11 protein-coding genes and 1 pseudogene are annotated in these 14,177 nt (G+C 39.1%); 8 read left to right on the top strand and 4 right to left on the bottom strand.

What is annotated here, in order from left to right:
• Positions 1-100: 100 nt before the first annotated feature.
• Entirely contained in the window at positions 101-3,136 is a 3,036-nt protein-coding gene (locus ACIPUA_RS06910) for a Tn3 family transposase (protein WP_071548919.1), read from the bottom strand.
• Between the two features lie 169 nt (positions 3,137-3,305).
• On the opposite strand from ACIPUA_RS06910, the gene ACIPUA_RS06915 reads away from it, so the two are divergent.
• The gene (locus tag ACIPUA_RS06915; RefSeq protein WP_172412282.1) at positions 3,306-3,935 is read left to right on the top strand and encodes a recombinase family protein; all 630 of its coding nucleotides are present in this window, start codon (positions 3,306-3,308) and stop codon (positions 3,933-3,935) included.
• A 169-nt stretch (positions 3,936-4,104) separates the two neighbouring features.
• On the top strand, positions 4,105-6,102 hold the full coding sequence (locus ACIPUA_RS06920) for a BCCT family transporter (protein WP_071548920.1): 1,998 nt from the start codon (positions 4,105-4,107) through the stop codon (positions 6,100-6,102).
• 71 nt (positions 6,103-6,173) lie between these two features.
• On the opposite strand, the gene ACIPUA_RS06925 is transcribed toward ACIPUA_RS06920, so the two are convergent.
• From ACIPUA_RS06925 to ACIPUA_RS06935, 3 genes and pseudogenes are all read right to left on the bottom strand, one after another.
• Positions 6,174-7,031: a universal stress protein gene (locus ACIPUA_RS06925; protein WP_071548921.1), complete on the bottom strand. Its 858-nt coding sequence runs from the start codon at positions 7,029-7,031 to the stop codon at positions 6,174-6,176.
• A gap of 2 nt (positions 7,032-7,033) precedes the next feature.
• Positions 7,034-8,512: a SulP family inorganic anion transporter gene (locus tag ACIPUA_RS06930; RefSeq protein ID WP_283126848.1), complete on the bottom strand. Its 1,479-nt coding sequence runs from the start codon at positions 8,510-8,512 to the stop codon at positions 7,034-7,036.
• A gap of 284 nt (positions 8,513-8,796) precedes the next feature.
• Positions 8,797-9,084, bottom strand: a pseudogene (locus tag ACIPUA_RS06935) (ArsC/Spx/MgsR family protein); the annotation flags it as partial.
• Between the two features lie 261 nt (positions 9,085-9,345).
• On the opposite strand from ACIPUA_RS06935, the gene ACIPUA_RS06940 reads away from it, so the two are divergent.
• The 6 genes from ACIPUA_RS06940 to ACIPUA_RS06965 all read left to right on the top strand — a co-directional run.
• A complete protein-coding gene (locus ACIPUA_RS06940) occupies positions 9,346-10,059 on the top strand; it encodes a tyrosine-type recombinase/integrase (protein WP_449059484.1) in 714 nt (237 codons plus the stop codon).
• Between the two features lie 298 nt (positions 10,060-10,357).
• Complete coding sequence (parM, locus tag ACIPUA_RS06945) at positions 10,358-11,329, top strand: plasmid segregation protein ParM domain-containing protein (protein ID WP_336844962.1); 972 nt, start codon at positions 10,358-10,360, stop codon at positions 11,327-11,329.
• Positions 11,330-11,339: 10 nt separating this feature from the next.
• On the top strand, positions 11,340-11,870 hold the full coding sequence (locus ACIPUA_RS06950) for a hypothetical protein (protein WP_449059485.1): 531 nt from the start codon (positions 11,340-11,342) through the stop codon (positions 11,868-11,870).
• A 57-nt stretch (positions 11,871-11,927) separates the two neighbouring features.
• Positions 11,928-13,202 carry a DUF1173 family protein gene (locus ACIPUA_RS06955; RefSeq protein WP_449059486.1) on the top strand — a complete coding sequence of 425 codons (1,275 nt, stop codon included), beginning with the start codon at positions 11,928-11,930 and terminating at the stop codon, positions 13,200-13,202.
• Positions 13,203-13,288: 86 nt separating this feature from the next.
• The gene (gene umuD, locus ACIPUA_RS06960) at positions 13,289-13,672 is read left to right on the top strand and encodes a translesion error-prone DNA polymerase V autoproteolytic subunit (RefSeq protein WP_449059487.1); all 384 of its coding nucleotides are present in this window, start codon (positions 13,289-13,291) and stop codon (positions 13,670-13,672) included.
• A 5-nt stretch (positions 13,673-13,677) separates the two neighbouring features.
• Positions 13,678-14,177: Y-family DNA polymerase (locus ACIPUA_RS06965; protein ID WP_449059488.1), on the top strand; the 500-nt coding region annotated here is incomplete at its 3' end.

Consider the following 14,177-nt stretch of genomic DNA (forward strand, 5'->3'; position numbering starts at 1 on the left):
CAGGGGTTGTGCGCCCATTTCATCGAAAAGTCCAAAGTTTTCTCATAGCCCTTTGATACCAAGGGCTACAGACGATGTGCATTTTAATATTATTGATAGACTATGCCGCTAAGCTTAATGATTCTTCTGAAATGAGAGGATCTAAATTTTCCAGTAATCTTTCCAGAACAATATTATCTTTTTTAAGGCCAAAGGTGTAATTACCGGCCAACTGTATATGCTGCCATGCGACAGGCGATAACTCAGCTATCATATTTACTGCTTCTTGATTATTTTCACGCGCAAATTTTTCAATCAAACTGGATAATAATGCGGAATTATAATAAATAATGCAGTTAGCAATGATACGAGCGCAATCATTCCATTGTTCTATCTGGTAATCATCGCCGCCTCTAAATTGATTACCATTAATTGATGCGATTGCACGCCGTAATTGATGGTAAGCCTCACCCCGATTAAGTGCTTGCTGGACAAACTGCCTGAGCATTTTGTCATCAACATAATCGAGAACGTATAAGCACTTAATTAATCTGTCATATTCACGAAGAGCCGCTAAGGTGCGATTGTTTTTCTTACTGTTAGAAAGCTTAGTAATCACCGTGCTTTGTGTTGTCGTTTTACGGCTTAATGAACAAATTATCCATTGAATATTTTCCCACTCCTCCTGAATGAGTGATAAATTGAGCGATTTTTTAAGTTTCAGAGAAACGACTTCATCAAGCTCAATTTCAAACAATTCATTAAAAACGTGTTTAAATTTTGCATATCGAGGGGCGAATTGATACCCAAAGAGGTCAAGGATAGCAAAGTTAACGTTATTAACCCCATGCGTGTCCGTGGCTAATGTTTTGGGTTGAATATCACAGGTATTATTATACAGTAAATCAAATGCGTAATGCGCTTCATATTCGTTGGCTGAAATCACTTTCGTGTTGATTGGTACATGATTTGAAACTAATGTAAGTGCGGATACGCCTTTCCCTTTTCGGAAGTATTTGGCTGAAAATCGGGCTTTAAATGTATTGATTCGGCAACCATGTTTTTGGCCATCAATACTCCCGAATGGGGCACTTTCGTTAATCATATAATAGTTGAAAATCGGCAGTTTTGCTAAAGCATTAGATATCATATCATTGGCTTCACTCGTTGTTTCAGGTCGAATATAGCCGTCATTAACGGCTCTAAGCACACCGATAGCACGATCTGATATTGATGACATATGGTGAACACCATAGTTTGAACCATTTCCAAATATGCAGGCAAGTAAATCGCCTTCTTTAGCCTTAGTGTTTTTCTTTTTTGATGCGATATTTTTAAACGCATCTAAGTAGCCTGTGTTTTGATGAACATAGTCCATAATTTCAATGATCCCCATATGTTGGAGCTGGTTGTATATGGGGTTATCAAGATCATCTTTCCAACGTTTATTCGCCAGTTTCCATGTTAACTGGTTTGATCGTGGCTGAAGTGTCACGAAATCATTCGCTCCATCATGAATATTACGTCCAACCTGCTTCATTTGGTCATTCAATTTTTGCGTTAATTCCGAAAGCGTTTGTTCTATCGGCGTATTGAGACGAGTTAACCCTGTTTTTTGAATAATAATGGGGCTTTTTTTCCAATCGATGGCTGAAATTAAATCATCGTCTAAACGCTTATTATTGGCGCTTTCGTTGATGTAAATATTGTTACTTTCAATCATTCGAGCCACTTTTTGATATAAATAGTATTCAAATCTCCGTGTATTAACCTTTTCATCTATCACGAGAAAAGGTTTATCATTTTTTAGCAGTAATTGCTGATCAACGGTAGAAATGTGCTTATCTTTTTGAAGTTCTGACTTTGCTGTTAACAATTGAGAAGACAGCAATTCCAACCCAGGTTCACACTCAATATCAATAGCGAGAAAAAGCGACCTCATTGTATTCGCAATTTTTCTGTATTGTGTATCAATGTAAAGCCACTCATAATGGGTTTTATCAAAGTTATTTTTATTAAGATGTTTGCTTATTAGTTGTATTTCATCTTTAGAAATCATTGCAAATGCATTTTGACGAATATCACCAAATTGGGTATCGTCACTGATGGTTTCATCAACAAAGAGTTGTAAAACATTACCCGCATACGTTAACTTTTCTCGAATAATTTCCAACTCTTCCGCTATACGTAGTTTAGCGGAAGTACTCGCCGCTTCCCTCTGTTTCCGAGTCACATACAAAAAAGCTGTTACCAATTTATCATTGGTTTCTTGGTAACGAAAAAATAAATAACAAACCAAATATAACATCCCTTGCCATTCGGGGAATCGGCGAATTTTATAAATCGATTGATGCCGAATAATCGATGCATAATAGCTTAAGTTACCTAACGATAAACCTAATTCACCAACGAGACGTTTTACATCGGGATAAACACTTTTTATGGTATTATGCGTTTCAATTTCACTTGCGAGCTCTGTCGGTGTAAAGTCTTTAGCTGCGCCTTGTTGGCCAGATAGACTATTTAATACCCCTTTTGTATGCAGTATCTTCTTTAATTTTTTATGTATTATTGGAGGCATGCTATTTGAAAGGATTACCTCGGTGCGTTGCCTCTCATTAGCTAAAACCGTGGTAATTATATTTTGTAAAGTGGAATAGCCAACCAGTCCTATTCTGTTTTGACCTAAAAAAGCGAGGCATTCATCAAAAATATATTTGGGATATGTGCAGATTGTTGCAACATCATTTAAGCGCTCTATCAAAGCTTGTTTATCTCGCTTTAATAGCCGCGAAAAACCGAGTATTTCATACATTTTCGCGATCAATGTTGCACGAGTACTTTTAGCAATAAAGGGATATTTCGGTTTTTTATTTGGAAAATGAGTCGCATAAATGTAGTCAACATCGTGTTTAACCTCTCGTAGCTTAAATTGAGCAATAACAGGCTTAGCACGGAAATAACCGATCAGAAGAATTAAATATATTTTCGTTTCAATTTTGCTCATTTTAGTGAGGATTTTTTTCATACTCGGATCTAATGAAAAGTATTCTTCACGCTCAATTTGATTAAATATTGGACGTGAATAGAGCTCATGAATTTCCTGTTCAGTCAAAATTTGAATACGGCCTGATTTAATTTCTTTCATTGTAGTCATGTTTTATCCAGTAAAAATAGATGACATCATATAATGGGGTGATGTGCTCAATCGACATAAAGGTGCAATTTAAGTCTACCTTAACTACACTAAGTGAAATCTAGTGTAGTTAGTATGAAAAACAGATGTATAATGCACCGACATAACAACACCAATGTATAGTGCACCGATGAAGACAAATATAAGAATTTATGGATATCTACGTGCTTCTACGTATGATCAAGATGCGTCAAGAGCAAAAAATGAACTGTTGAAATTTGCTGAAGGAATGGGGCTACAAATTGCCTGCTGGTTTGAAGAAAATGAGTCAGGCGCTCAGCTTCACCGACCTGAACTCTTTCGCTTACTCAATGTGGCCATGCCCGGAGATATTATTTTAGTTGAACAAGTGGATAGAATTAGCCGCTTGAATACCGATGACTGGGAAAAATTAAAATATCTCATTGGACATAAAGGGTTAAAGGTCGTTTCTTTAGATCTGCCAACCAGTTACCAGTTTATGAGTCGCACCGATGAATTTACAGAACGAATGCTTGCAGCCCTTAACAGTATGATGTTAGACATGCTGGCAGCGGTTGCAAGAAAGGATTACGAAGATAGACGGCGTCGTCAAGCGCAAGGAGTGCAAAAAGCCAAACAAGAAGGGAAGTATAAAGGCCGTCCGGTCAATAAGATATTACACCAAAAAATTGAAGGCCTTCTAATGGAGAAAAAAAGCTATAGCCAAATAGAAAACCTGATAGGTTGTTCGCGGCATACTATTTCGAAAGTATCAAAATTGATGAAAATAGTACAATAAATGTCCCTCTATTCGTTGAGCAAGTTTATAGTCATACCGCTTGGAATGACATGAGAGAGATATTTAAGTATAAACAAGTGATTGGATACTTTTTAATTCAATAACTTATATTTATCACCATAAACCGAGCTTCATGACAATCATGAGCACGCATTAAAAGGGAGATTGAATGTCATCATCACCACAAAAGTCTCAAACGTGGGGGAAGATAAATCCGCCCGTTTTCTTTGTTTCCGCTTTTATTATTTTATGTGTCGTTGCAGTAGCCGCTATTTTTCCTCAACGTTCTGAAATTTTGTTAAAAACCCTACAAGCTCAACTTTTTGAGAATGCCAGTTGGTTTTATATTCTGGCCGTCGCATTAATTTTATTGACCGTCGCCTATTTAGGGCTCTCTCGATTTGGCCAAATCAAACTCGGTCCAGATCATGCTCAACCGCAATTTAGTTATCTTTCCTGGTTCGCTATGTTGTTTTCTGCTGGAATGGGCATTGGACTGATGTTTTTCGGGGTCGCAGAACCCGTGATGCACTATCTTGCTCCCCCCGTTGGAGACCCACAAACGGTTCAAGCTGCAAGAGAAGCAATGGAAATTACATTTTTCCATTGGGGCTTACATGCTTGGGCGATTTATGCCATTGTCGCCTTAATTCTCGCTTTTTTTAGTTATCGACATGGCTTACCGCTTACATTGCGTTCAGCTCTCTATCCCATCATTGGTGAACGTATCTATGGCCCAATGGGACATGCCGTTGATATTTTTGCTGTTGTTGGCACCGTTTTTGGCGTTGCAACTTCGCTTGGATTTGGTGTTTTGCAAGTCAACGCAGGATTAGCACATTTATTTGGTTTTCCTGTCAGTCCAACGATGCAAGTAATTTTGATCGTGGTGATCACGGGATTAGCGACGTTATCAGTCGTCAGTGGTTTAGATAAAGGCATACGAATTCTCTCTGAACTCAACCTCAGTTTAGCGGGTTTATTATTATTATTAATTGGGATTTTAGGCCCGACAGTACTGTTACTTAAATCTTTTGTCCAAAATACCGGGGCTTATCTTTCAGATATCATCAATAAAACCTTCAATCTTTATGCCTATGAGCCGCAATCGAGTGAATGGTTAGGGGGATGGACATTATTGTATTGGGGATGGTGGCTTTCATGGTCCCCTTTTGTGGGCATGTTTATTGCGAGGATCTCTCGAGGCCGTACTATTCGTGAGTTTGTTACAGGTGTTTTGTTTGTTCCTGCTGGGTTTACACTGCTTTGGATGACTTTTTTTGGAAATAGTGCCATCCATTTGATCCGTGATAATGGGGCAGAAATGTTGGCGCAAGTCGTTCAAAAAGATGTTGCTCTCGCCTTATTTGAATTTTTAAATTACTTTCCGTTTTCATCTGTTCTTTCTTTTGTCGCTATGTTGATGGTCATTGTTTTTTTTGTGACATCTGCGGATTCTGGGGCGATGGTTGTCGATACATTGGCCTCTGGGGGGGAAATACATACACCTGTTTGGCAACGTATCTTTTGGGCTTTTTTGATGGGGGCCGTTGCAATCACACTTTTACTGGCCGGCGGATTAACGGCATTGCAAACCATGACGATAGCGACCGCACTCCCCTTTGCGATTATTTTATTGATTGCTATTGTCGGATTGCTAAAAGCTTTACGGATTGATGTGTATAAAAAAGACAGTCAACAGCTCGCTACCTTAGCACCGAATACCGGACGTGGGGGGTTATCATGGGAGCGTCGATTACGTAAAATAGCTTTCTTTCCTAAACGTAATCAGGTTAAACGTTTCATGACTGAAGTGATTGAGCCTGCTATGCAATCTGTTGTCACTGAGTTGGAAAAGCAGGGGACCGAGGCCGCTATCCATAATGAGAAAGACGATAGGGTGACTCTTGAAGTACAATTTGGTGAGAACTTCAATTTTCTCTATGAAATACGATTACGGGACTATCTGACGCCTTCTTTTGCATTAGTGGGTATGGATGATGATGAAAATAATGAGTCTCAGAAATACTACCGCGCTGAAGTTTATTTAAAGGAAGGTGGGCAAGACTACGATATTATGGGATGGAGTGAAGCGCAGATTATTCATGATATCCTCGATCAATATGAAAAACACATTCATTTTATTCATATTGTCGATAAATCGTAGCCACTTATTATGATAGAGAGGTGACGAAAGCGAGTCACCTCTCTTGGTAATAATGACTATAGACGAAAAAACTAACGAATGATGAGTAATGACACGGGCGTTTTATGTATCATCTCTGTCGTATGACTTCCGGTAAAAAATTGCCTCAATCGCGAATGACCAAAAGCCCCCATGATGATCAAATCAATATGGTGTTGTACTGCAAAGTTACACAACTCATCAACGATGCTATTGTCACCCTCAAGTAAATTGGCTTTCACCTGAATACCGGCTTGATGAAGTTGGTTTTGTGCTTTTTTGAGCTGACAGTCTTGGTTACCGTACATCACCAGATAGCAATCACTATCGGCTAATAATTTCACTTGTGTTAACCGATGAATGATTCGTTCACCTTCCTCACTGCCATCAAATGCAATCATCATCTTTTTCGGTGGGGTAAAGTTTCGCTTACAGATAAGCACTGAGTTTTTTTGAAGTCGAATAATGCCTTCGAGTTGACGGCCAATATGACCCGTTAACTCAGATTGCTCGCCTCGACGACCGAGTACAACAATATGCGTATCTTCTTGATTTAGTACTTCGGCTAACGTTCCTTGTCGCTGAAGTGTATTAACATCATGAAGACCTAAATCTTGAGTGATTTTTTTTGCTCTCATCAATAATTGTCGGCCTTCCTCACGGGTTAAACGCGCTCGCTTTTCCTCAATATCCACGAGTTCATTCAATAAAGTTTCTCGGGTATCAAATCCTATGATCCCACTTAAATCATGGTGTGCTGATGTCGAGATTTTTTCATTCATGTGTAACAGTGTCAGTGGTAGGTCGAGTGTTTGGGCTATCCAGACACTGGCCTGACAAACGGCAATTGCCGAAGACGAACGGTCAATACACCCAATTACGCAATTTTTTTGAATGATATCTGCTGCCATAATTAATGACCTCCCATGAATTTTTCAATTTTTTTCGGGTCGTCATGAATACCAAATTTATCAACCAATGTTGCAGTGGCTTCATTCATCCCTTTAATTTCAACATCAATGCCTTCACGTCTAAACTTAATCACCACTTTATCTAACGCACTGACGGAGGTGATATCCCAAAAATGAGCATGATCCATATCGATAATCGCTTTATCAATGTCTTCTTTAAAATCAAAAGCATTAACAAAGCGTTCCGATGTAGCAAAGAAAATTTGTCCTCGAACCTCATAATGGCGTGCTTTTTTATCCCTGCTTGATGTAACTGTCATGTATCGCGCGACTTTATTAGCAAAATTAAGCGCTGTGATGAGCACTCCGACAAGTACCCCGTAAGCCAGATTATGGGTCCAAACGACAACAATGACGGTGGCTATCATAACGACACTGGTTGATAGCGGATGAACTCGTATATCAGCAAGGGAGCGCCAAGAAAAGGTTCCAATTGACACCATAATCATCACAGCAACTAACGCCGCCATTGGAATTTTTGATACCCAATCATTAAGAAAAACCACCATTAACAATAAAACAATACCGGCAACCAACGTAGATAATCGGCCTCGGCCACCCGATTTAATATTGATGATGGATTGACCAATCATCGCACATCCTGCCATCCCGCCAATAAAGGCAGTGGCAATATTCGCAATACCTTGCCCTTTGCATTCTCGATTTTTATCACTGGTTGTATCGGTCAAATCATCCACAATCGTTGCGGTCATCATCGATTCCAATAAGCCAACAACGGCAAGCGCTAGTGAGTAGGGTAATATGACCAGTAGCGTTTCGATATTCAAGGGAATATCAGGCACAAGGAAGATGGGTAAACTGTCAGGCAAAACGCCCATATCACCGACTGTGCGGATATCAAGACCCAGACTAATTGAAATTACCGTTAATACAACGATACACACTAATGGTGAAGGAATGGTCTTATTGATTAATGGAAACAGATAGATAATCCCTAAGCCTGCCGCGGTCATCGCATAAACATACCAACTTACATGGGTTAACTCTGGAAGTTGGGCTAAAAAAATCAAGATAGCTAACGCATTAACAAACCCCGTTACGACAGAGCGTGAAACAAACCGCATTAAATTACCGAGCTTTAAATATCCTGCGATAACTTGAAATATCCCAGTTAATACCGTCGCAGCTAATAGGTACTGAAGGCCATGTTCTTTCACCAGAACGACCATTAAAAGTGCCATTGCACCCGTTGCGGAGGAAATCATGCCGGGGCGCCCCCCGATAAAAGCGATAATTACCGCAATAGAAAATGCGGCGTATAACCCCACTTTGGGGTCGACGCCGGCAATAATTGAAAAAGCGATAGCTTCAGGAATTAACGCTAAAGCAACAACAATACCGGCTAGGACATCCCCACGGATATTACCCAGCCAGTCCTGACGAGTGGAGGACAAAAGCATATTAGACTACCTTGTAATCTATCAATCCCAAGATGGGAGATTATATTTTAAATAAACGAAATTATCCCAAAGAAGGGATGTGGGAATTGGCTGATTTAGTATCAACCTAAAAGGAAGGAGGTATCTCAGGGTGGCGTAAGGCGCATAATATGATCAGCTGTTCCTATGAATAGTATGTTTTTTTTAAAATACCAATATCAACGACCTTAAGCAAGTACCGGATTAACATGAGCGTACTGATGCCATACATCGGTACGCTCATCATGATAAATATCGTCAGAGATTTACTTTACTCTGATGCCTTGTTTATCAACAATAACCTCGCCATCTTCTTTGATAAATTCACGTTGTTGCGAATGAGGTAATATATCCAAAACGACTTCTGAAGGTCGGTAAAGCTTAGTTCCTACTGGTGTAACAACAATCGGTCTATTAATCAGTATTGGGTACTGCAACATAAAATCAATTAATTGCTCATACGGCTCAACATTTTTTCGTAATAACGCCCTTACCGTAATTTTCATATCGGCAATAAGTTTTACTAATATATCCTTAGACGGCAGGGTTTCTAAATTTTAATTTTTCAATGTAATAGCATCGAGTGTTAATGCTACCGTATAAGATATCGCCTGTAGCCCTTGATATTACAGGGCTAAGAGCAAACTTTGGACTTTTCGATGAAATGGGCGCGTAACCCCCAACAGGGCTTCGGCCCTGTTTTTTTATACCTTAAATCCGTCGGAATTAACCTCGAATTATTTGTTTAATCATCCTATCTAACTAATTGTTTTTATGTGTATAATTTAGTGATGTTAATTTTAAAGGATAATGTCATGCGTCATTTTCCTCGCAAGATTTTAAGCTCGACAACGTTATCTCAGCAATCAACCAATTCCTCAAACATGTTATGTGACTTTGAAAAGGCATTGCAGTTACGAAACATGGCGATTGCTGCGGGCTTAGATTGCCCTAAATATTTATTGGCTCCTGAAATTCAGTTATTACTTACTATGCTTTCTGACTTCAGACAGTTAATGTTAATTAAAACGTTATGGAATACGGGAGCAAGGATCAATGAAGCACTTGCTTTAACAAAAGGGGATTTTTATCTAGAAGGCGATAAACCTTTCGTTGTTTTGCGGACATTAAAACAACGAAAACGCGCGGCGGGACGTCCAAGAGAAGGAGAAATCATCAAGCGTGCTGTACCACTGTTTGATACACTTTATGTTCATGACCTACAAACGTATTTCACCAGTTTTAAATTGAAAAGAGATACCTTACTGTGGAATATGAACAGTACCAATACAGCAAGAAATTGGATCAATCAGGCGGTGACTCAAGCGCGAACACAGGGACACGTCTTTTTTGAGGGGATCAGTTGTCATACCTTTCGTCATAGTTTTGCTATGCACTTATTATTTCATCGTATTCCGCTAAAAGTCATTCAAGCGTATCTGGGGCATGAGCGTTCCAGTTCTACTGAAATCTACACCCGAATTTTTACTCTTGATATTGTTGAAGAACATCCCATTCATTTTTTATAGTTAGGGGTTTCGTGGGGGTATTTGATTTTATTTTAGTGGTATTGAACCTTCATTTTTTGTGTGTTTATTTTCAATACTATCTTAAAACCTCTTTTTTACCCCTATTTATTTTACTTAATTTATCAAAATACCCCTGTAAAAGGGGTGTATGGGTTGTTTATTTTTTAATTTACCTCTTTTGTGGTGGTAAATATATTGACTTGATTTTTTTATGGTGGTAAGTTGGTGGTGTTTGATTAATCGCTATTAGTGGTTACTTGCGGCCTTATTTTTTCTTTACTCACTGAGGTAAATAACGATGTTAACAGTATTCTGTGACGACGGTTCTACATCCATTAAATTGGCATACTTTGACGAAAACAAAAATTTGCAAACGATTGTGAAAGATAATGGTTTTATTTCCGGATGGTCTAACAGCTTTACGGGTGAAGCGTTTAATTACACTATTGATGGAGAGAAGTATTCCTATTCGCCCTATAACGAAGACATTATTAAAACGACGAATATTAATTATCAATATCGACCTGTGAATGCGCTGGGGATTCAACAAGCACTTCAATCGTCTGGATTAACACCTCAAGCAATACATTTAATTGTCACTTTACCGATTAGTGAATATTACACCAGTGACAATCAAGTCAATGATGTTAATGTTCAACGTAAAATCGACAATGTTAAACGCACACTTCAGTTACAAGGGAAAGATGTTTTTACCTATGAAAGCGTGAAGGTTTACCCTGAGTCAATTCCTGCAGTCGCTCCCTACTTGACCGAAGAGACCGTGACCGATAGAGATATGACTCTCGTGGTTGATTTAGGCGGGACGACATTAGATTGTGGGCTTGTACGTGGCTGTTTTGAATCTGTTGTCAAAACAAGTGGTGTACCGAGCATTGGTACGGGGGCAATTATTAAGGCCGTTCAGCAACAACTCATTGCTTCAGGTACACCAAGTAATTATAACGATACTGATAAGCTCATTAGGGATATGCTTGCGGGGAAAGAATGGAAGCAATACATAAATGATCCAAGCCAAACTGCAAGTGTTGAAGCAGCGCTGCACACTGCGATAAAACATACCGCTAATCAAATTATCGAACATATTGAAGAAAATTATCCACAATTCCATCGGTTGTACTTAACGGGGGGCGGTGCAGAATTAATTTACCCTGCCTTAGCGCAACGTTGGAGTACCTTAAATGACCGCGTCAAAAAATTGGATGAACCGCAACAAGCATTAGTGATGGCCTTATCGCAAATTGCGAGCTAAGTGAGTTTTTATGAGTAACCATAAGTTATATTACTATTTAAATTCAGAAGATGAACAACAGCAGGAATTATTAGCGTACTTAGCGGAACAGAAAAACCGGTCACAATGCGTTAGAGAGGCCCTTTTGCTATTAAAAGGTATGGGGCAACTTGATCCGTCGTTACCTCATCTTCTTTTAGCGGTTATAAATAGTCATGGCTCAGACGCTGAGTTACAGCGTGTGTTAAAAATGGCTATTTCAGAAACATCATTAGAAAAGGATAGTGCTTCGTCAGAGGGTTGCAAGCGTGATATCCAAATTATTGGATACCAATGCAAAAAGCCCGATCCATATAAAATGGGAAATTCGGATCATTGGTTTCCGATTACAGAAGATGTGTACCAGCAAGAAATGGCAAATCCATCTGAAAATACGCGTGTAAGAGCTATTTATGCTTCATTGGAAGGTGATAATTCACGTTGTGAAGAAGCAATTGAAAATGCAGAAAATGCGCCTAAAAAGAGTGTTGGCGTAAAAAATGCGGCGAAACTGTTTAAATAAGCTGAATGACGGCAAATATCGATGATTGCCGTCTTCGGCACCGTTTGAGGTGACGCAATGAATAAAAAAACATATTGGGTTCACTTTAGTGGTGGAGGAGGAAAGTTCCTTTTTACGGAAAGTGAGCAAAGTATCGAGAATTTGGATTGGTATAAAGCATTAAGAAATGCTCATAAAGATAAGCATGTTGTTGTTACATGTTTGTGCAAAAGTCTGGATAAAACAACGATAAAAAGAAGACTCACAGTTTCATATTCAGAGAAAAGAGATAAATTTTGGCTGTCTGCACGAGATCATACCGGCTCTGAACACCGCCAGGATTGTCGATTTTATTCCGCATGGACAAATTCAGTGTTAGCGAAAGGGTATTGCTCTGGTGTGTTAGTCGCAAACAAAGATAATACCGTGACAGTTAAGTTACCCATTGGCATAAGTACTCAACCCAATCCGAGTCTAGAAGATAATAAAAACGCCCAAAACAGCGCTAAAGCGGGGCATTCAAGACGTGTTATTACCTTATTAGGGCTGACTCACTATTTGTGGGAAAAGGCTAAAATCAATGTATGGCGCCCCGAATTTGATAAAAAACGCATATACGAATGGTTAGCAAAGAGACTAAATCAGCAAGCTGAACTCATCAAAGTCGGAAAAAACGCTCTTCATAATGTACTTTTACTCAATGCTAATAAAGGCGAAGAGCAGGCCAAGATAAACAAAAATCGCGTCAATAATGCGAAAAAAAACAATCAGCGCTTAATCATCATTTCCTTTCTTCCTTTTGACCACGAAAAAGCATTTAACTCCATTAAGTCAGGGCGGCTTCTTCTTTCAAGCCCTTATGGTTTTCCAACATTAGAAATCGGAAATGCGGTATTTGATAAAACGCAACGCAGTTTTGCCAGAGAACTATCTCATTGGAAAAACGGGAAAAAAGTCATCGCTATTATTCAAACGGAACCACCTGCTAATAATTCTATGGTTGAAGTCATATCTATGCAGTTAATGGCCGTCACAAAACGTTATATTCCTATTGATTCCGCGCTAGAAGAGAAGCTTGAAGAAAAACTGTATGAAGAAAAAAGATGTTTCATAAAACCACTGCGCTATGATTTATCGGAAGGCGTGTTACCTGATTTTATTTTAACTGATACGGCTTCAGATAACACACCAATGGAAGTTTTTGGTATGGATCACGCTAAATATCTGGAAAGGCGAGAAGAGAAAATTCAGTTTTACAATGAGCAATATGGGGAAACAGGTTGGTGGTCATGGGATGCAACAAAGCAAGATACAATCCCTGATTTACCACCAAAAGTCATTAGTGAAGTGTAAGGGATAAAATAAAAGAGATTGGTATTTGTATAGTTTGAAAAGATGAAGTATATTTATACTGGTTATATATACAGTGTCGGTGTGCTATGCAAATTCCTATTTTTGAAAGTTTGATTGCCTGTGGTTTTCCCAGTCCTGCACAAGATCACATTGAGCGCAGGCTATCCCTCGATGCTGAATTAATTCGATATCCTGAAAGTACCTATTTTCTTCGTGCTTCAGGAGATTCGATGAAGGATGCGGGAATTTTTGACGGTGATCTATTGGTTGTCGAAAGCCATCTTATTGCGCGTCATGGGGAAATAGTGGTTGCTGAATACAATGGCGAATTCACCTGTAAGTACCTGCAAATCACACCGACTAAAGCGCTCATACCTGCAAACAGTCAGTTTCCTGCTATTCCCATCAATGACGATACGGAAGTAAAAATTTTCGGTGTCGTTCGTTATGCCGTGCATACCTGTCGGTGATAATCATGTTTGTGTTAGCTGATGTCAATTCAATGTACACATCTTGCGAAAGGGTGTTTAGGCCAGATTTATCTAGCAACCCTTTGATTGTATTGAGTAATAATGACGGCTGCGTAATTGCAAGATCAGCAGAATGCAAAAGTTATATAAAAATGGGGGCGCCATTTTTTGAAATCCAATCGCTAATTAAACAAAAAAACGTCACGGTATTTTCTTCCAATTATCCACTGTACGCCGATTTTTCGGATAGATTCTCTTCAGTGATGGCCAGTTTAGTGCCAAAAATTGAAATCTATTCCATAGACGAATGCTTTGGAATTGTAGAAGGCATGGACGCGTTAACGACATGGCAGGAACTTGGTCTGAATATTAAAAAAACGGTATATCAACGCACCCATTTACCCATCGGCGTGGGAATTTCCAGTACCAAAACGTTAGCTAAGTTAGCTAATCATGCGGCCAAAACATGGAAAAAAACAGGCGGTGTCGTCGATTTAAGTTCACC

The sequence above is a fragment of the Providencia sp. AGC89 genome, from assembly GCF_053543535.1.

Bases quoted from the DNA above. Each gene is read 5' to 3' on its own strand.
- parM (WP_336844962.1), top strand. From the start codon at position 10,358: ATGTTAACAGTATTCTGTGACGACGGTTCTACATCCATTAAATTGGCA.
- ACIPUA_RS06925 (WP_071548921.1), bottom strand. From the start codon at position 7,031: ATGGCAGCAGATATCATTCAAAAAAATTGCGTAATTGGGTGTATTGAC.
- ACIPUA_RS06930 (WP_283126848.1), bottom strand. From the start codon at position 8,512: ATGCTTTTGTCCTCCACTCGTCAGGACTGGCTGGGTAATATCCGTGGG.
- ACIPUA_RS06950 (WP_449059485.1), top strand. From the start codon at position 11,340: ATGAGTAACCATAAGTTATATTACTATTTAAATTCAGAAGATGAACAA.
- ACIPUA_RS06910 (WP_071548919.1), bottom strand. From the start codon at position 3,136: ATGACTACAATGAAAGAAATTAAATCAGGCCGTATTCAAATTTTGACT.
- ACIPUA_RS06915 (WP_172412282.1), top strand. From the start codon at position 3,306: ATGAAGACAAATATAAGAATTTATGGATATCTACGTGCTTCTACGTAT.
- umuD (WP_449059487.1), top strand. From the start codon at position 13,289: ATGCAAATTCCTATTTTTGAAAGTTTGATTGCCTGTGGTTTTCCCAGT.
- ACIPUA_RS06940 (WP_449059484.1), top strand. From the start codon at position 9,346: ATGCGTCATTTTCCTCGCAAGATTTTAAGCTCGACAACGTTATCTCAG.
- ACIPUA_RS06920 (WP_071548920.1), top strand. From the start codon at position 4,105: ATGTCATCATCACCACAAAAGTCTCAAACGTGGGGGAAGATAAATCCG.
- ACIPUA_RS06955 (WP_449059486.1), top strand. From the start codon at position 11,928: ATGAATAAAAAAACATATTGGGTTCACTTTAGTGGTGGAGGAGGAAAG.